18 protein-coding genes are annotated in these 16,806 nt (G+C 60.2%); 9 read left to right on the top strand and 9 right to left on the bottom strand.

Going from position 1 to position 16,806, the window contains the following annotated elements; translation table 11 throughout:
• Positions 1-126: 126 nt before the first annotated feature.
• The 3 genes from hemB (at position 127) to KZO34_RS08455 (ending at position 4,657) form a co-directional block, all read left to right on the top strand.
• A complete protein-coding gene (hemB, locus tag KZO34_RS08465; RefSeq protein ID WP_219475705.1) occupies positions 127-1,143 on the top strand; it encodes a porphobilinogen synthase in 1,017 nt (338 codons plus the stop codon).
• A gap of 68 nt (positions 1,144-1,211) precedes the next feature.
• Positions 1,212-3,353 (top strand): polyphosphate kinase 1, encoded by a 2,142-nt coding sequence (gene ppk1 / locus KZO34_RS08460; RefSeq protein WP_219475704.1) that lies wholly within the window; start codon positions 1,212-1,214, stop codon positions 3,351-3,353.
• Positions 3,354-3,367: 14 nt separating this feature from the next.
• The gene (locus KZO34_RS08455; RefSeq protein ID WP_219475703.1) at positions 3,368-4,657 is read left to right on the top strand and encodes a DUF945 family protein; all 1,290 of its coding nucleotides are present in this window, start codon (positions 3,368-3,370) and stop codon (positions 4,655-4,657) included.
• A gap of 45 nt (positions 4,658-4,702) precedes the next feature.
• Here KZO34_RS08455 and KZO34_RS08450 read toward each other — a convergent pair whose 3' ends face one another.
• From KZO34_RS08450 to KZO34_RS08430, 5 genes are all read right to left on the bottom strand, one after another.
• Positions 4,703-4,951 carry a YfhL family 4Fe-4S dicluster ferredoxin gene (locus tag KZO34_RS08450; protein ID WP_219475702.1) on the bottom strand — a complete coding sequence of 83 codons (249 nt, stop codon included), beginning with the start codon at positions 4,949-4,951 and terminating at the stop codon, positions 4,703-4,705.
• 10 nt (positions 4,952-4,961) lie between these two features.
• The gene (gene coaD / locus KZO34_RS08445; RefSeq protein WP_218635778.1) at positions 4,962-5,444 is read right to left on the bottom strand and encodes a pantetheine-phosphate adenylyltransferase; all 483 of its coding nucleotides are present in this window, start codon (positions 5,442-5,444) and stop codon (positions 4,962-4,964) included.
• A gap of 65 nt (positions 5,445-5,509) precedes the next feature.
• Positions 5,510-7,102 (bottom strand): GMC family oxidoreductase, encoded by a 1,593-nt coding sequence (locus tag KZO34_RS08440; protein ID WP_219475700.1) that lies wholly within the window; start codon positions 7,100-7,102, stop codon positions 5,510-5,512.
• Between the two features lie 26 nt (positions 7,103-7,128).
• The gene (locus tag KZO34_RS08435) at positions 7,129-7,767 is read right to left on the bottom strand and encodes a hypothetical protein (RefSeq protein WP_219475699.1); all 639 of its coding nucleotides are present in this window, start codon (positions 7,765-7,767) and stop codon (positions 7,129-7,131) included.
• Positions 7,768-7,833: 66 nt separating this feature from the next.
• Positions 7,834-9,279: a coniferyl aldehyde dehydrogenase gene (locus KZO34_RS08430; protein ID WP_219475698.1), complete on the bottom strand. Its 1,446-nt coding sequence runs from the start codon at positions 9,277-9,279 to the stop codon at positions 7,834-7,836.
• A 181-nt stretch (positions 9,280-9,460) separates the two neighbouring features.
• Here KZO34_RS08430 and KZO34_RS08425 point away from each other — a divergent pair, with 181 nt between their 5' ends.
• The gene (locus KZO34_RS08425; protein WP_219475697.1) at positions 9,461-10,135 is read left to right on the top strand and encodes a TetR/AcrR family transcriptional regulator; all 675 of its coding nucleotides are present in this window, start codon (positions 9,461-9,463) and stop codon (positions 10,133-10,135) included.
• Between the two features lie 196 nt (positions 10,136-10,331).
• On the opposite strand, the gene yihA is transcribed toward KZO34_RS08425, so the two are convergent.
• Positions 10,332-10,973: a ribosome biogenesis GTP-binding protein YihA/YsxC gene (yihA, locus tag KZO34_RS08420; protein WP_219475696.1), complete on the bottom strand. Its 642-nt coding sequence runs from the start codon at positions 10,971-10,973 to the stop codon at positions 10,332-10,334.
• A gap of 174 nt (positions 10,974-11,147) precedes the next feature.
• Between yihA and KZO34_RS08415 the strand changes: the two genes are divergently transcribed.
• The 3 genes from KZO34_RS08415 (at position 11,148) to KZO34_RS08405 (ending at position 13,481) form a co-directional block, all read left to right on the top strand.
• A complete protein-coding gene (locus tag KZO34_RS08415; protein ID WP_219475695.1) occupies positions 11,148-11,756 on the top strand; it encodes a c-type cytochrome in 609 nt (202 codons plus the stop codon).
• Between the two features lie 165 nt (positions 11,757-11,921).
• Positions 11,922-12,560 carry a thiol:disulfide interchange protein DsbA/DsbL gene (locus KZO34_RS08410; RefSeq protein ID WP_219475694.1) on the top strand — a complete coding sequence of 213 codons (639 nt, stop codon included), beginning with the start codon at positions 11,922-11,924 and terminating at the stop codon, positions 12,558-12,560.
• Between the two features lie 60 nt (positions 12,561-12,620).
• Positions 12,621-13,481, top strand: coding sequence for an endonuclease/exonuclease/phosphatase family protein (locus KZO34_RS08405; protein ID WP_219475693.1), 861 nt, complete (start codon positions 12,621-12,623; stop codon positions 13,479-13,481).
• A gap of 69 nt (positions 13,482-13,550) precedes the next feature.
• Here the strand turns inward: KZO34_RS08405 and rpmG are convergent, their stop codons facing one another.
• The 3 genes from rpmG to radC all read right to left on the bottom strand — a co-directional run bounded on the left by rpmG (position 13,551) and on the right by radC (position 14,845).
• Complete coding sequence (gene rpmG / locus KZO34_RS08400; RefSeq protein WP_008173465.1) at positions 13,551-13,706, bottom strand: 50S ribosomal protein L33; 156 nt, start codon at positions 13,704-13,706, stop codon at positions 13,551-13,553.
• An 11-nt stretch (positions 13,707-13,717) separates the two neighbouring features.
• Entirely contained in the window at positions 13,718-13,954 is a 237-nt protein-coding gene (rpmB, locus tag KZO34_RS08395; RefSeq protein WP_008173462.1) for a 50S ribosomal protein L28, read from the bottom strand.
• Positions 13,955-14,170: 216 nt separating this feature from the next.
• Positions 14,171-14,845 carry a RadC family protein gene (gene radC / locus KZO34_RS08390; protein WP_219475690.1) on the bottom strand — a complete coding sequence of 225 codons (675 nt, stop codon included), beginning with the start codon at positions 14,843-14,845 and terminating at the stop codon, positions 14,171-14,173.
• 188 nt (positions 14,846-15,033) lie between these two features.
• Between radC and coaBC the strand changes: the two genes are divergently transcribed.
• Together coaBC and dut are read left to right on the top strand one after the other, a co-directional pair.
• Positions 15,034-16,236 (top strand): bifunctional phosphopantothenoylcysteine decarboxylase/phosphopantothenate--cysteine ligase CoaBC, encoded by a 1,203-nt coding sequence (gene coaBC, locus KZO34_RS08385; RefSeq protein ID WP_219475688.1) that lies wholly within the window; start codon positions 15,034-15,036, stop codon positions 16,234-16,236.
• A 39-nt stretch (positions 16,237-16,275) separates the two neighbouring features.
• Positions 16,276-16,737 carry a dUTP diphosphatase gene (gene dut, locus KZO34_RS08380; protein WP_219475686.1) on the top strand — a complete coding sequence of 154 codons (462 nt, stop codon included), beginning with the start codon at positions 16,276-16,278 and terminating at the stop codon, positions 16,735-16,737.
• The last annotated feature ends 69 nt before the right edge of the window (positions 16,738-16,806 follow it).

Genomic DNA, 16,806 nt, shown 5'->3' with positions numbered 1-16,806 from the left:
CCGGCCCCTAACCTGATGCGGGATCTGCAACCGTCGGCCGAGGCCGTGTATGATGGGGCGAAGAGCGTCGACCCGACGTTGTCGTCTGTCATCGAATTTCCGGTCATGCCAATCAGGAGGTAATCCGTGCCGAGTCCGACCCCCCGTGTTTTCCCCGCCACTCGTCTGCGTCGTAACCGGGCGAGTGATTTTTCCCGTCGCCTGGTGCGGGAAAACCAGTTGGCGCCGGACAACCTGATTTATCCGGTGTTTGTCCTCGAAGGCGAAGGTCAGCGGGAATCGGTACCGTCGATGCCCGGGGTGGAGCGGTTGAGCGTGGATCTGCTGGTGGAGCAGGCGGCAGAGCTTGTGGACCTCGGTATTCCGGCGATTGCCCTGTTTCCGGTGGTGGCGGCGGACAAGAAAAACCTGTCCGGCTCCGGCGCCTGGGACTCCGATGGCCTGGCCCAGCGGGCGGTTCGCGCCCTGAAAAAGGCCTACCCGGAACTGGGGGTGATTACCGACGTAGCGCTGGATCCGTTTACCACCCATGGACAGGACGGGATCATTGATAACGAGGGCTACGTACTGAACGACGTCACCGTGGAGGCGCTCGTCAATCAGGCGCTTTCACACGCCGATGCGGGTGCGGATGTGGTGGCGCCGTCGGACATGATGGACGGCCGTGTTGCCGCCATCCGGGAGGCGCTGGAGTCCGCCGGGCATGTTAATACCCGGATTCTGGCTTATTCTGCCAAATATGCCTCAAGCTACTACGGACCGTTCCGGGACGCGGTCGGCTCTGCGGGCAACCTGGGCAAGGGCAACAAGTCGACCTACCAGATGGACCCGGCCAATTCTGACGAAGCGCTGCACGAGGTGGCGATGGATCTGGCCGAGGGGGCTGACATGGTGATGATCAAGCCGGGCATGCCCTACCTGGATATTGTGCACCGGGTGAAAACGGAGCTGCGGGTGCCCACCTTTGTGTATCAGGTCAGTGGCGAGTACGCCATGCACATGGCGGCGGCCAAGAACGGCTGGCTGGATGGCGATGCGGTGATGATGGAGAGCCTGATGGCCATGCGCCGGGCCGGGGCCGATGGCATCCTGACCTATTTTGCAGTGCGTGCGGCGCGGCTGATGCGTGATCAGCGGGGCTGAGCCGGCGAGCGATACGACAGCATGGCGGGCCGGAGGCCGGCCATGCACCCAACTGGAGTTGAGGGATTATGACGACGGAAACGGCAAAGCAACACAAGTCGGACAGCGGCCAGAGCGTGCCCGCACCCATGGATGTGCCTGCGGTCGATGACGGCATCAATCTCGATGCCAGCGAGAACTACTTTAACCGGGAAATCAGTCAGCTGCAGTTCAATTACCGGGTTCTCCAGCAGGCTCTGGATACCACCCACCCGCTGATCAACCGTTTGATCTTCTGCTGCATTTTCAGCAGCAACATGGACGAGTTCTTTGAAATCCGCGTGGCCGGTCTGCGCCAGCAGATGAAGTACGGGCGTGAAACCGTGGGTTCCGACGGCATGATGCCCGAGCAGGTGTTGGCGGAAATCAGCCGGGTCGCGCACGAATATATCCACGAGCAGTATGACATCCTCAATAATGTCCTGATTCCGGAAATGGAGCGGGAGAATATTCACTTTGTCCGCCGCCGGGAGTGGACACCGGCTCAGGCCGAGTGGGTCCGCAATTATTTCGAGGAGGAAATCCTGCCGGTGGTCAGCCCGATCGGACTGGACCCCTCCCATCCGTTCCCTCGTCTGGTCAACAAGAGCCTGAATTTCATTGTCGAGCTCGACGGCAAAGACGCCTTTGGCCGTGAAACCGGCATGGCCATCGTACCGGCACCGCGGTCTTTGCCCCGCCTGGTGCGTTTGCCCGATGAGGTCTGTAACGGCGGTGACAATCTGGTGTTCCTGTCGTCAATGATTCACGCCCACGCCGACGAGCTATTCCCGGGCATGGAGGTGAAGGGCTGTTACCAGTTCCGCCTGACGAGAAATGCGGACCTGGAATTGGAGGACGACCTCGAAGACCTGGCGTCGGCCCTGCGGGGTGAGCTGCTGAGTCGCCGGTTTGGTGACGGGGTCCGGCTGGAGGTGGCGGATAATTGCCCCGAGGAACTGACGCAGTTCCTGCTGACCGAGTTTGGCCTGACGGAGCGGGACCTCTATCAGGTGCATGGTCCGGTCAACCTGACCCGGCTGATGGCGGTCGGTGGCCTGGTGGACCGGCCGGATCTGACCTATTCCGGGTTCTCGCCGGCGATTCCGAAGCAGATTCGCAGCAAGGATTCGATGTTCGACAGCATTCGCAAGCGGCCGATCCTGTTGCTTCACCCCTATGAAAACTTCAGTCCGGTGGTGGATCTGTTGCGCCAGGCCGCCAAGGACCCCCAGGTGCTGGCCATTCGCCAGACCCTGTACCGGACCGGCGCTGACTCCGAAATTGTTGAGGCCCTGGCGGATGCCGCCCGGCGCGGCAAGGAAGTAACCGCGGTGATCGAGTTGCGGGCCCGGTTCAGCGAGGCGGAGAACCTGGAGCTGGCCAGCCGTCTGCAGGAGGCCGGGGTCATCGTGGTGTACGGTGTGGTTGGCTACAAGACCCACGCCAAGATGATTCTCATCGTCCGTCGCGAGGAGGGGCGTTTGCGCCGTTACGTGCATCTGGGCACGGGCAACTACCACGCAGGCAACGCCCGCCTGTATACCGACTACAGTTTCATGACCTGTGATGAGTCCATTGGCGACGACGTCAACAAGCTGTTCCAGCAGTTGACCGGTATGGGCAAGGCCCTGAAGATCAAGAAGCTGTTTCACGCGCCGTTTACCCTGCACACCCGATTGCTGAGCCTGATCGACCGTGAGGCCGGGTTCGGGGACAAGGGCCGGATCATCTTCAAGTTCAATGCCCTGACCGAGCCACAAATGATCAAGGCCCTGTACCGCGCCTCCCAGGCCGGTGTGAAGATTGACCTGATCATCCGGGGTATTTGCTGCCTGAGGCCGGAAGTGCCCGGGCTGTCTGACAACATCCGGGTGCGTTCGATCGTTGGGCGGTTCCTGGAACACACCCGGGTGTATTATTTTGGTAACAACGGACGCCCCGATGTCTACTGTTCCAGTGCCGATGGCATGGAGCGCAATCTGCTCAGCCGGGTGGAAACCGCCTTCCCCATCGAAGACCCGGCACTGGTGGCGCGCGTGCGCGAAGACCTCGACACCTATCTCGCGGATAATTGCCAGTCCTGGGTGCTGCAGTCGGATGGCAGCTATGTTAAGAAGCAGCCTGGCGAGGGCGAAGAACGACTGGCGTCGCAACTGGTGTTGCTCGAGCGGCTGACCGGCAAACCCTGAGACGGAGAGATTTCTTGCAGAAAAAATGGATGATTGCCGGCGCCTCGGTGCTGGTTGTGGCAGGGGCCATGCCCTGGATCGTTGGCTTTGTCACTGAGCAGCAGTGGCAGCAGGCGACCCAGGAGGTGAACCGGTCCCAGCCTTTCGTGCGGATGGAAACCGGAGATTACCGTCGCGGTGTGCTGGGGTCGGAGCTGACCGGATCACTCGTCGTGCAGAACCCGGACACCGGAGAGTCCCATCATTTCGATTATCGGGCCCGGGTGAGTCATGGGGTCACCGGCAGTCTGCTGGATTTCCAGCCGGTGGGCGGCTGGTCGCCGGAGGGCACCGACTGGTTCCCGGAGTCCCAGCCCCGCCTGACTCTGGAAACCCGTCTCTGGGGTACGGCAACGGTCGAGCTCGAAGCGCCCACCATGACCATGACCAATGACACCACCGGCGAGTCTCTGAGCACCAGCGGCGGGCTGGCCCGGGTTGAAATCAGTGATGCCGGTTCCCGGGCGGAGGCCCTGATGGTCTGGCCGGCCCTGAGCCTGTCCGGCCCCGAAGTGGATATTCGCATTGCTGACATCCATCTCGAACAGAATATGGAGCACCTGGTCGGGGACGTCTGGACCGGCGCCGGCGAACTTGATGTCGGATCGATGGTGGTAACCCCTGAGGCCGATGAGCCTGTGAATTTCCGGGATTTCAGCATGACCACCACCACCGAGGCCAATCCTGATCGGACCCGGATCGATTCGACGGTGACCATTGAGCTGGAGGAGATCGTGCGGGCTGATCGGGGGTATGGTCCGCATCGGGTCGAGTTTGCACTGGAAGGCCTGGATGTGGCCAGTTGGAGTTCCCTGACCGAAGGCATGTCCGACCTGCAGAGCATGGTGGTGCAGGCCGGCCCCAGTGGCGGGCCTGAGCCGGAGCGGCAGTTAGCGGCGATGGAACAGGTGAACAAGGCGTTGCGGGACCTGGCGGCTGCCGGTTTCTCGGTCGGCTTTCCCGCACTGAGCCTGAGCACGCCAGAGGGCGCGGTGACCGGCCACGCGATGATTCGCCACCCTGAACTCAGTGCCGAAGACAAGGCCGGGATGCTGATGGTGATGCAGAGGTTGACGGGCGAAATGAACCTGAGCGTGCCGTCGGCACTGGCGGAGAAATACCCGGAAGTGCGGCTGCAGCTGGCTCCCCTGGTCAAGCAGGGTCTGCTGATTCAGGACGGCGACCAGCTGGTGATGCAAGGGGTCATGAAGGATTTGATGGTCGATGTGAACGGCATGGAAATTCCGCTCCCGCCGCTGCTCTGAGGTTCAGGCGGCATAAAAAAGCCCCTTTCGGGGCTTTTTTGCGTTTCAGCTTCCGGTGAGCGTCCGGTACTTGTCCATCAGCTGGGCCTCGGATTCCTGATGGGCCGGGTCCAGAGGGATGCAGTCCACCGGGCACACCTGTTGGCACTGGGGTTCATCGAAGTGGCCGACGCACTCGGTGCATTTGTTCGGATCAATGATGTAGATTTCGTCGCCCGGCGAGATCGCCTCGTTCGGGCATTCCGGCTCACAGACGTCGCAGTTGATGCATTCGTCGGTAATCATCAGGGCCATCTGTGGTACCTCAGGCTGATTTGAACTTCTTTTTCATGGCCGCTTCGACGGCGGGATCGACAAATTCCGAGACATCACCGCCCAGGGAGGCGATTTCCCGGATCAGGGTCGAGGAAATGTAGGACAGGTGGTTTGCCGGGGTCAGGAAGACGCTTTCCACTTCCGGTGCCAGGCGACGGTTCATGTCCGCCAGCTGGAATTCGTACTCGAAGTCAGAAACTGCACGCAGTCCCCGGAGAATCACCGTGGCGCCTTGCTCACGGACAAAATCGGCCAGCAGGTTGCTGAACCCCGTAACACTAACGTTAGGGAGATGGTCGGTCGCCTGGCGCACCAGCTCACAACGTTCTTCCAGATTCAGAAGTGGTTGTTTCTTGGGGTTGTAGGCAACCGCAACAACAATCTCATCAAACATGCGGCCGGCACGCTCAATCAAATCGGTGTGGCCGTTGGTGATGGGGTCGAAGGTGCCCGGGTAGATAACTTTCGGCATGCACAGCTCCTTTTTCGGAAGTGCCTAGAATACCAGTTTGCTGCCCATCCCAAAACGGCTGGTGTTTAACCTGCCAGTTTACTCGCCAGCCGCGTACTGTTCCTGGCGGCCAGGGCATAGACCGACAGCTGCGGATTGGCGCCGATGCTGGTCGGGAAGATCGAGGCATCGTGCACGCTGAGGTTGCTCACGTGATGGTGTTCGCCGAAGCCGTTGACCACCGACTCCTGCGGGTTTGCGCCCATGCCGCAGCCGCCCATCTGGTGAGCGGTGAACAGACGGACCCGGTGCGGCTGCATGGCAATGGTCTCGATGGAGGCCTTGGCGTCGGCCCAGCTGCGGTACCAGTCGGAGTCCAGGTGCACCAGCCGAACTTTGCTGGCGCCGGCGGCAAACTGGATTTCGGCCATGGTGTGGTAGGCCTGTCGAAGCCCTTTCCAGAGGTAGTCGGAGATCGGGTAGTCCAGTACCGGGCTGCCGTCGTCCCGAAGAGACACCGTGCCGCCGGGGCTCTCGGGGTGAAAACCGTCCCGGAGCAGGGCAATGACGGACTGGGTCCAGGGCAGGCCGGCCATGGCATCAATCTGGAGTTGTCCGTGGCCGGGAATGACACCGGCGGATACTGCGGGGTGCAGTGGCGGGACTTCGAGCTTGAACCCCGCCGGGCCATCGACGCCATTCTTGAAGTTGAATTCGTCGGAATAGATCGACTGGGGTGCGCCATAGTATGGGTCCACCTTCTCCGGCATCTGCGCGACCGTGGCATTGACCGGATGCAGGAAGGAGCGCTTGCCTACCCGGTTGTAGGGGTCGGGAATTTCGGATCTTAGCAATAACCCGGGCGAGCCGATGGCGCTGGCGGCCACGACAAAGTGACGGGCTTTCAGGGTCACCATGACGCCCGACGGGGTAACGCCGTCGACCTTCATGGCCATGGCTTGCAGGTGATCGATACGGTCCTGGGCCATCACCAGCCGGTCGGCGCGAAGCCCGTGGAACAGCCGGGCCTTGTGGTCCAGGGCACCGGGCACGGTGGTCATCAGGGCCCCCTGCTTGGCGTTAGTGGGGCAGCCGACCCCGCAATAGCCCAGGTTCCAGCAGCCTTTCACATTCCTTGGAATGACCTGCCAGGCGTAGCCAAGTTTCTCGCAGCCCTGGCGCAGTATGTCGTTGTTGGTGTTGGGGTCCATGTGCCAGGGTGCCATGGAGTGCCGTTGCTCACGGCCTTCAAACCAGGGCGCCATGGCGTCCGGAGTCAGGCTGTCCAGCCCGAACTGGCTGGACCAGTAGCTCAGGGTTTCGTCCGGCGTACGGAAGCTGGAGGTCCAGTTGACGGTGGTGGAGCCACCGACACAGCGGCCCTGAAGGATGGCAATGGCGCCGTCTCGGGTGACCCGGCTCATGCCCTCCTGATACAGGTTGGCGTAGGCGGTGAGCTCATCCATCTTGAAGTCTTTCTGGTAATACAGCCGGCCCTCTTCCACCAGAATTACCGACAGCCCGCTCTTGGCGAGGATCTCCGCGGTGGTGCCGCCACCGGCACCGGTGCCGACCACCACCACGTCGGCCTCGTGGGTCTGGTTTTCGACCAGGGTTGCGCCATCGGTGACGTCCCAGCCGGCCTCGAGGCCCTCGGCAATGCGATCGGTTAACGACATGGTTGGCTCCGTAAATCGGCAGTGAATCAGGCGTTCTTGATGTGGGGCAGGGCGTCGATGGCCCACTGGGGAGGTCCGGGGTAGCCGGATAGGTGCCAGTGGTCCTGGTAGCCGTAAAAGGCCACGTTGCTGATCTTGGTCAGGGCGATGTAGCCGTTGTTGAACAAGCCAATACCGCTGGTGCGCCAGCGCTCGAGAAACGCATCGGCCTCGGCGGTGGTCACGTTGGGCCAGCTCGACCAGACCCGGGCAACGGTGACCCGGGTGAAACCGAAGTTGAGCAAATCAAACAGGCGGCGTAACTCCCGCTGATTGGCAGGTCCGAACTTGTAAATGCCGGCATCAATGCGTTCGATGGTGGAGGCGATGGCCAGGCGCCGGGACTGGGGCTGCTCCGGCAGCGCCGGGCCAATCATGGCCGGGAGCAGGGCTTCGAACAGCTGGATGTCGTCCCGGGTCAAAAACTGGAACTGGTATCGGGCGTCCATGCGGGTGTCGACCGCGCCCAGCCGGCCGGCGGGCGCTGTGGCGCACCCGCTGAGGCCCGCGGTGACGCTGACGGTACCGAGAAACAGCGCCCCGGCCATGCCCGCTTTCAGAAAGCTGCGGCGATCAGGGTGGGCAATGTCGCTGCCGGGCGATGGGGCGTGCGGCTGATTGTTCATGGATCTTTTCTCTTATTCTTGTTGGTGAGGCGCGCGGGAGCCCTGACTGGACTCCCGTGCCAAGCGTCAGCGAATAAAGAACTTGTATACCATCTTGTGGGCAGCGGTACCGTGCGGTGCGTACACATACTTGCCGCTGTTGAATTTCTGTTTGGTAAAGATGGCGCGATGGTGGGAGAAGGTCAGGAAGCCTTCCTTGCCGTGGTAGTGGCCCATACCGGAGTCACCGATGCCGCCGAACGGCAGGTCATCCTGGGCGACGTGCATGAGCGCATCGTTGATGCACATGCCGCCGGAATGGGTGTTGTCCACCACGTGCTGCTGCTGGTCCTTGTCGTAGCCGAAGAAGTACAGGGCCAGCGGTCGCGGACGGTCGTTGATGTAATGCAGGGCTTCGTCCAGGCCGTTGTAACTGACGACCGGCAGCAGGGGGCCGAAGATCTCGTCCTGCATCACCTTCATGTCCGGGGTCGTGTTCAGGACCAGGGTTAGCGGAATTTTCCGCGTGCCATCGCCCAGGTTTTCCCGGGCCGGGTTGATCTCGATGATCTCGGCGCCCTTGGCGCGGGCGTCCTCAAGGTAGCCCTGCAGGCGGTCGTACTGGCGCTCATTGATGATGGCGGTGAAATCGTCGTTATCCCGCAGACTCGGGTACATTTCCGAGAACCGGGTGCGGAATTCATCGACAAAGGCCTGAACCCGGTCGGCGGGACACAGGACATAGTCCGGCGCAACGCAGGTCTGGCCGGCGTTGAAGGCCTTGCCAAAGGCAATGCGCTGGGCGGCGTCTTCCATGGGCACGTCCGGGGACACGATGGCGGGCGATTTGCCACCGAGTTCCAGGGTGACCGGCGTGAGGTTCTCGGCAGCCGCCCGCATCACCATCTTGCCCACGGAGGTAGAGCCGGTGAACAGCAGATGGTCGAATGGCCGGGACGAGAAATCGGCGGCGACGTCCGCTTCACCGGTGATGACTGAGACCAGGTCTTCCGGAAACGAGGCCTCAATGATTTCCTTGAACAGTGCGGCGGTATGGGGCGTGAACTCGGACATCTTGATCATGGTCCGGTTGCCGGCCGCGAGCGACGCCACCAGGGGACCAACGGCCAGGTACAGCGGGTAGTTCCAGGGCACGATGACACCAACCACGCCCTTGGGCTGGTAATGAACCTTGTTGCTGGCTGGCTGGAAAAGCACCGACACATGGCGCTTCGAGGGCTTCATCCAGCCATTCAGGTTTTTCAGGGTGTAATTGATGCCCTGAATCGAGGGCATGACCTCGGCGATCAGGGATTCATCCTTTGAGCGGCAGCTGAAATCCCGGTCAATGGCCTCCAGCAGTCGGTCCTGGTTGGTTAGCAGGGCCCGTTTCAGGCGCTTGAGGTTTTCCTGGCGCTCGGTCTGCGAGGGCATGGGGTTGTTGCGGAATGCCTTTTTCTGGTCCTGGAAAACCCGATGGGTGTGCTGGATCTGTTTCTTGCTCTCGGTAAGCTGGACGACAGTGGCTCCCATAGCGTACTCCCCAATACGACGTCGCCGGGTTCGGGCGGCAGTCTGTTGTTGTGTGGTGGCGAAAAAATGCTCAATTTGCACTTAGGGGTATTATTAGAGTATATACTCTAGGTAGTCAAGCAGGGGGCGATGGCCTATCGGGCCATCCGTGAGCCACAAAACAACAAGCGCCGGCAGGTTTATGAAAACCAGAGACAAAATACTGCTTTCCAGTCTGGAGCTGTTCAACGAGCGGGGCGAACGTAACGTCACCACCAACCACATTGCGGCGCACCTGGCGATCTCTCCGGGCAACCTCTATTACCACTTTCGGAACAAGTCGGACATCATTTACGAGATCTTCCTCGAATACGAGAAGCTGGTGGATTACTACCTCGATATTCCGGAAGACCGCGCCATGACTCTGGATGACATGACGTTCTATCTGGAATCGGTTTTCGATGGTCTTTGGAGCTACCGGTTCTTCCACCGGGATCTGGAGTACCTCCTCGACAGCGATTCCCGGCTGCGTCAGGACTACAGGGAGTTCACCAACCGGTGCCTGACGGCCATCAGTCGTATCTTCGAGAGGTTATCGGAGGCCGGTATCGTCGAGGAACAGCCTGACGATCTGCGTGCGGCGATGTCGCTGAATGTCTGGCTGGTGATCACCAACTGGATGGCGTTCCTGAAAACCGCCCACGCCGAGGAAACCTACGCTGAGCTGACGCTGACCGAGCTGAAGCAGGGGATCTATCAGGTGTTGACCCTGGAGATTCCCTACCTCACACCGGCCTATCGTGATCGGGTTATGGCCTTGCGGGAGAACTATCGGCCATCACTGCCCGAGCGCACGGAGGCGGGCATTCTGGTGTAGCGCATAGGTAGAAGTCGAAATGCTGATTAAAAAATGATCGGATCTGGAACTTTTGCCGGATTTAGCCATCAGAGTTAATGACGTGGGAAATCCGGACATTTCTTGCGTCTCCTGAGTGAGTTCTCAGGTTTTAGCACGTCGCAAACCCTGACGTTTTACCGGTCTGTCTGTTGGCAGACCGGTTTTTTCTTTTCAGTCAGGGCTCTTCCTCCGCTTCCGGCGCCTCAAGCCAATCCGTCAGTGCCTCCCGGCAGTCTTCAACGCCGCGCTTTGACGTGGCCGAGAACATGATCAAGTGTTCCACGCAGGTAAACGCTTTCAACTTTTTGGCGATGCCGAGCATCGCGGTTTTTGCCTGGCCGAATTTCAGCTTGTCGGCTTTGGTGGCCAGAATCATCAGCGGAAGGTTGTTATGTTCACACCATTCCACCATCATTTGGTCGAATTCCGTGAGTGGGTGCCGGATGTCCATCACCAGCACCAGACCGCGCAGGCAACGCCGATCGTTCAGGTAATGGCCCAGATGCTGCTGCCAGTCGTCTTTCATGTCCCGTGAAACCTTGGCGTAGCCATAGCCGGGCAGGTCGACCAGCCGGCAGCCTTCGCGGTTCAGGGTGAAGAAGTTGATCAGGCGGGTGCGCCCAGGGGTTTTACTGGTGCGGGCCAGCTTGCCGTGGGCGGTGATGGCATTGAGTGCACTGGACTTGCCGGCATTGGATCGTCCGGCGAAGGCTACTTCAGCACCAAAATCCGGCGGACACTCATCCAGCCTGGAGGCGCTGATCAAGAAACGGGCACTGTTAAAAGAGAGGGATTTTTGAGTCAGATCAGGGTCCACAGCGGTCGGCTTTCCTTTGGATTTCAGTTATCAGGGATTAATGTATAATGCTACACCAATTCCGGGCGGCGCGCTGAGCGTGACCGCTGTCAGCCCCGGTTTTGAGCCTGACTGATCAGTGCCTGCCGGCTGCACAACGAAGAATACCTTTAAGATGAGAGAAGCGGAGCGAGCATGAAAAAACTGATCGCAGGAGTTGTTCTCGGTGTTAGCCTCACAGCGATGGCTCACGGGGCAGGAGATCCTCAAGCGGGCGAACAGAACGCGGCAGTCTGTGCCGGTTGTCATGGCCAGGGTGGCCAGAAGCCCATCATGGGAGCGTACCCCAAGCTGTCCGGGCTGGGCGAAAACTATTTGCACGACCAACTGGTGGCCATTCAGTCCGGCGACCGTGTGATCGCAGAGATGACCGGACTGCTGGATGGCAAGTCTGATCAGGAGCTGCAGGACCTGGCGGCCTACTTTGACGATCAGGAGATGGTTGTCAGCCAGGCCAATCCTGACCTGATCGAGCAGGGCGCTGCCCTGTATCGTGGCGGTAACATGGCCTCGGGCGTTCCGGCTTGTGCCGGTTGTCATAACCCGCAAGGCAAGGGCAACGAGCCTGGCGGCTACCCGCGCCTGGGTGGCCAGAACGCCGAGTATGTGGTCAAGCAGCTGAAGGCCTATCGCGGTGGCGAGCGTGCAACCGGTTCCAACGCTGCGATCATGATGGATGTGGCCGCAAAGTTGACCGATGCAGAGATCGAGGCCGTGGCCAACTACGTATCCGGCCTGCACTGATCGCCTGAACGGCGACTGGCCTGACACTGAAAAACCCCGCTGAGTGCGGGGTTTTTTGTTGCTTACGGCTCTGTAGCCTGTGGTTTTCGCTCGCCGGTGGAACTTTTCGGGTTGCCTGGGTCATAATCCCTCACACTTACGAATTCACGAGACCGGAGATGCTCAATGATCAGAACACTCGGAACGGCGGCTTTGCTGGCAGCGGTTTTTGCGTTTGGCGCGCCCGCCAGTGCTGAAACCTGGGAAGAGGGAACGCATTATCAAACGTTGGATACACCGGTTCGCACCGACAGTGACGACAAGATCGAAGTGGCCGAGGTGTTCTGGTACGGCTGCCCCCACTGCTACAACTTCAAGCCGATAGTCGAGGCCTGGGAGCAGGACCTGGCCGATGACGTCGAATTCGAGATGTTGCCGGCGGCTCTGGGTCGTTCCTGGGAACCCCATGCCCGCGCCTATTATGCCCTTGAGGCCATGGGTGATCTCGACAAGGTTCACGATGCCCTGTTCGATGCGCTGGCTGGTGAACGGCGCCCCCTGAACACGCCGGAAGCGCTGGCGGATTTCGTCGCCGGTTATGGCGTGGATGCGGAAGCTTTCCTGAAAAACTACGAGAGTTTCGGTGTAAATGCCCGCATGCAGCAGGCCCAGGCCAAGATCCGCGGCGCGCGCATCACCGGTGTTCCGACTATGCTGGTTAATGGCAAGTACAAAGTAAGTGCGTCCATGGCCGGTAGTCATGAGGCGGCGCTTGAGGTGGTCGATTACCTGGTTGCCAGAGAGCGTGACGCCGACGCTGAATAGATCGGTACGCCCGCAGCTTCCGGGTTGCGGGCTTTCCGGGTGCAGAGCAGGGCTGTTGTCATGTACAAGCGAATCCGCAAGCAGCTTAACGGGATTGTGAATACCGTCGGTCAGCCCCGTGGTCGCTGCTCAGGCTTTGAACATGTGCCTGAGTTCGAGCCCCACCGTCATATCCGGTTGCTGACCTTCAATATCCAGGTCGGGATCAATACCTCGTCCTACCGCCACTACCTGACGCGCAGCTGGCAGCACATCCTGCCCCACCGTAAACGGATTCAAAACCTGGACCGGATCGCGCATCTGATTGGCAACTACGACGTGGTTGCCCTGCAGGAGTGTGACGGTGGCAGCCTGCGCAGCGGCTACATCAATCAGGTCCAGTATCTGGCAGAAGCTGCCGGTATTCCCTACTGGTATCAGCAGCTCAACCGCAATCTCGGGCAGATTGCCCAGCACAGTAATGGGCTGCTGAGCCGGTTCCGGCCCCTGGATGTTACCGAGCATCGCCTGCCCGGATTGATTCCGGGGCGGGGCGCCATCATCGCCCGCTACGGGTCGGCGGATGATCCACTGGTGCTGGTGTTGATGCACCTTTCCCTCAGCAAGGCCGCGCAGCAACGACAGCTGGGCTACATTCGCGAACAGATTGCCGACTACCGCCACGTGGTGTTGATGGGCGACATGAACAATCATGCGGAGGAATTGCTGACACAGACGCCGTTAAAGGAAACGGATCTGGTGCCGCTGCCGGACTCGGCGCACAGCTTCCCGAGTTGGCGTCCGGAGAAGGCGCTTGACCACATCCTGGTGAGCCCGTCCCTGGAGATCCGGCGTTCCGAGGTGGTCAGTTACCCGGTCTCGGATCACTTGCCGATCGCCATGGATGTGGCCCTGCCCAAGGGTTACCTGGGAACGTTCTGATTACCTTGCATTCAGCCACAAAAAAACCCGGCGCATGGCCGGGTTTTTTTGTGGATGCCGGATCAGGAATTACTTGATCTTGGCTTCCTTGTACGCAACGTGCTTGCGGACAACCGGATCATACTTTTTGATCTCGATCTTTTCCGGAGTGTTACGCTTGTTCTTCTTGGTCGTGTAGAAGTGACCAGTACCTGCTGATGAAACCAGCTTGATTTTCTCGCGCATGATGCGGCTCCTTAAAATTTCTCGCCGCGGGCACGAAGATCGGCCAGCACAGCGTCAATGCCTTTTTTATCGATGATGCGCATGCCCTTGGTGGATACGCGCAGCTTCACGAAACGCTTCTCGGACTCAACCCAGAAACGATGGTTCTGCAGATTCGGCAGAAAACGACGACGAGTGTGGTTCATCGCGTGGGAAACGTTGTTACCGGATACCGGACGCTTACCGGTAACCTGACAAACTCTGGACATACTTGCCTCCGACCTGAGCAATGGTCTCAATAATACGAATTCGTTTTTAATGCGTCTCTGGTTGCTAAGGAGCCGTTACGCCCCCATTCGCGCCTCTAAACTGAACGCTGCTCGCCAGACGCCGCCAGAAAGGGACGCTTTTATACCAGAACTCGCCCCCCAACGCAAAAAATTGTTGGGAAATTGGCCAATTTTCAGGTGGCCGCGTTCCGACAATCACATCAATCCCCGTTCAGCGAGCGATATTACCTCACCGTGGCCGACAACCATATGGTCAAGAACCCTGATATCGACCAAGCCGAGGGCCTCTTTCAGGCGTCGGGTCAGCGCGATGTCGGCCTGGCTGGGTTCGGCCACGCCAGAGGGGTGATTATGGGCGAAGATCACCGCAGCTGCGTTATCATCAAGCGCCTGGCGGACCACTTCCCGGGGATAGACGGCGGCACCATCAATGGTGCCGCGAAACAGTTCCCGGTACTGGATGACCCGGTGCCGGTTGTCCAGGAACAGGCCGGCGAACACTTCGTGAGGGTGGGTGCCGAGACGGCTGGTGAGAAATCGCCGGGTGTCTTCCGGCGAGCGCAGGGGATCGCCCTGGCGCAGGGGTTCGTCCATAACCCGCCGGGCCATTTCCATGGCGGCCTGAACCTGGGCGTACTTGGCGGTGCCGAGGCCTCTGCCCTCGCAGAACTGATTGCAGGAGGCGGTCATCAGGCCTCGCAGGCTGCCGAACTCAGTGATCAGGGAGCGGGCCATTGCCATCACCGGAACCCCGGTGGTGCCGGTGCGCAGAAAAATCGCCAGTAGTTCGGCGTCGGAGAGTGATTGGGGGCCATGGGTGAGCAGGCGTTCCCGGGGACGTTCGTCCGTGGGCCAGGCAGAATTGGGCATAGGTGCTTCCTTGCGGGTTGGGCGGTGTTGCTTCGGGCGCGTCCTGCGCCGGGATACAGGTCTCAGGGTTACAAAGGTTACTTTAAAAAGTAACAATCGGTAAACGTCGCGGTGGCCTCGCAGGCTGTCTGTACTGGCCGAGCATGCTATCTTATAAGCCTTTCTTTTTACGAGGATACGGAGCCCGTATGGCTGCCAAACGAATTCTGCTCGGCATCACTGGTGGTATTGCTGCCTATAAAAGTGCGGAACTGGTTCGTCTGCTGAAAAAGTCCGGTCACAGCGTCCGCGTGGTCATGACCCGCGGCGCCGAGGCTTTTGTGACGCCCCTGACGTTCCAGGCGCTCAGTGGCGAGCCGGTTCGAACCTCCCTGCTGGACCCGGAGGCCGAGTCGGGCATGGGACACATTGAGCTTGCGAAGTGGGCTGACCAGGTGGTGATTGCGCCGGCCTCTGCCGATTTTATGGCCCGCCTGGCCCAGGGGATGGCCGACGATCTCCTTACCACACTGTGTTGCGCCACGGAGGCACCCATCGCTGTGGCCCCGGCGATGAACCAGGCGATGTGGGGTAATTGCCGTACCCAGCGGAATATCCGGTTGTTGCAGGAGGATCCGCAGATCACCCTGTGGGGGCCGGACCAGGGTGAACAGGCGTGTGGCGACACCGGCCCGGGCCGAATGCTGGAGCCGCTGGTGCTGGCCGGGTTTATCAATGACGACAGGCGGGATGGTCCTCTGGTGGGTAAACGGGTGGTGATCACCGCGGGGCCGACCCGTGAGCCCATCGACCCGGTGCGTTACATCAGTAATCACAGTTCCGGGAAAATGGGCTATGCCCTGGCAGTGGCCGCGCGGAATGCCGGTGCCGAGGTGGTGTTGGTCAGCGGGCCGGTGAATATTGCGGTGCCGCCCAATGTCCAGATCCGGAACGTGGTCACCGCAGAAGACATGTTGCGTGAATCGTCCACCGCCGTGGATGAGGGCTGCGACCTGTTTATCGCGAGTGCGGCGGTGGCCGACTACCGCCCGGAAACCTGTGCCGGGGACAAAATCAAGAAATCTGCTGACCAGATGGCGTTGCCCCTGGTGCGCAATCCAGACACGCTGGCGACGATTGCCGCACGCACCGATGCGCCGTTCACCGTGGGGTTTGCGGCGGAAACAACCGATGTCGCGCGGTACGCGCGGGATAAACTGCAGCGCAAGAAGCTCAGGATGATTGTGGCCAATGATGTATCGGTGCCGGGCCTGGGCTTCAACAGCGACCACAACGCAGTCACGGTATTCTGGCCAGATGGCCAGGCATCGATAGGACCGGACAGCAAGCAACAGATCGCCGATCGCCTGGTGGCGTTGATTGGTGAGCACCTCGACAGGACGCCGGACTGACCCATGTCCGCCGACCGCTTTTGCGACAAAGGATGATTCATGACCAGAAAAAAACTGCAGGTGCGGGTGCTTGATGACCGCATCGGACACCAGATTGCCTTTCCGGCATACGCCACCGATGGGTCAGCCGGCCTGGATCTCCGGGCCTGCCTGGACGAGCCCCTGACGTTGGAGCCGGGCCAGACCCAACTGATCCGGACCGGGCTGTCCATTCATATCGGCGATCCTTCCCTGGCGGCCATGATTCTGCCACGCAGCGGCCTCGGCCATAAGCACGGCATTGTCCTTGGTAACCTGGTCGGACTGATTGATTCGGATTACCAGGGCGAACTGATGGTGTCCTGCTGGAACCGGGGGCAAACCACGTTTACCGTCGAGGTGGGAGAACGTATCGCCCAGCTGGTCCTGGTGCCGGTTGTGCAGGCGGACTTCGAGGTGGTTTCGCAATTTGGTGCCAGTGACCGGGGCGAAGGCGGATTCGGTTCCACCGGCAAACACTGAATCGGGGCCGGCCGACCACAGCCGGAGGCCGACGACTATACTTTGCGAAAAATGCTTGTCCAGGATGAA

The sequence above is a fragment of the Marinobacter sp. F4206 genome, assembly GCF_019392195.1.
Classification (GTDB): Bacteria; Pseudomonadota; Gammaproteobacteria; order Pseudomonadales; family Oleiphilaceae; genus Marinobacter.
This window is presented reverse-complemented; position numbering and strand designations above follow the sequence as displayed.

Bases quoted from the DNA above. Each gene is read 5' to 3' on its own strand.
- KZO34_RS08415 (WP_219475695.1), top strand. From the start codon at position 11,148: ATGAAAAAACTGATCGCAGGAGTTGTTCTCGGTGTTAGCCTCACAGCG.
- KZO34_RS08405 (WP_219475693.1), top strand. From the start codon at position 12,621: ATGTACAAGCGAATCCGCAAGCAGCTTAACGGGATTGTGAATACCGTC.
- rpmB (WP_008173462.1), bottom strand. From the start codon at position 13,954: ATGTCCAGAGTTTGTCAGGTTACCGGTAAGCGTCCGGTATCCGGTAAC.
- dut (WP_219475686.1), top strand. From the start codon at position 16,276: ATGACCAGAAAAAAACTGCAGGTGCGGGTGCTTGATGACCGCATCGGA.
- KZO34_RS08430 (WP_219475698.1), bottom strand. From the start codon at position 9,279: ATGGGAGCCACTGTCGTCCAGCTTACCGAGAGCAAGAAACAGATCCAG.
- radC (WP_219475690.1), bottom strand. From the start codon at position 14,845: ATGCCCAATTCTGCCTGGCCCACGGACGAACGTCCCCGGGAACGCCTG.
- KZO34_RS08435 (WP_219475699.1), bottom strand. From the start codon at position 7,767: ATGAACAATCAGCCGCACGCCCCATCGCCCGGCAGCGACATTGCCCAC.
- ppk1 (WP_219475704.1), top strand. From the start codon at position 1,212: ATGACGACGGAAACGGCAAAGCAACACAAGTCGGACAGCGGCCAGAGC.
- coaBC (WP_219475688.1), top strand. From the start codon at position 15,034: ATGGCTGCCAAACGAATTCTGCTCGGCATCACTGGTGGTATTGCTGCC.
- KZO34_RS08440 (WP_219475700.1), bottom strand. From the start codon at position 7,102: ATGTCGTTAACCGATCGCATTGCCGAGGGCCTCGAGGCCGGCTGGGAC.
- coaD (WP_218635778.1), bottom strand. From the start codon at position 5,444: ATGCCGAAAGTTATCTACCCGGGCACCTTCGACCCCATCACCAACGGC.
- rpmG (WP_008173465.1), bottom strand. From the start codon at position 13,706: ATGCGCGAGAAAATCAAGCTGGTTTCATCAGCAGGTACTGGTCACTTC.
- KZO34_RS08410 (WP_219475694.1), top strand. From the start codon at position 11,922: ATGATCAGAACACTCGGAACGGCGGCTTTGCTGGCAGCGGTTTTTGCG.
- KZO34_RS08425 (WP_219475697.1), top strand. From the start codon at position 9,461: ATGAAAACCAGAGACAAAATACTGCTTTCCAGTCTGGAGCTGTTCAAC.
- KZO34_RS08450 (WP_219475702.1), bottom strand. From the start codon at position 4,951: ATGGCCCTGATGATTACCGACGAATGCATCAACTGCGACGTCTGTGAG.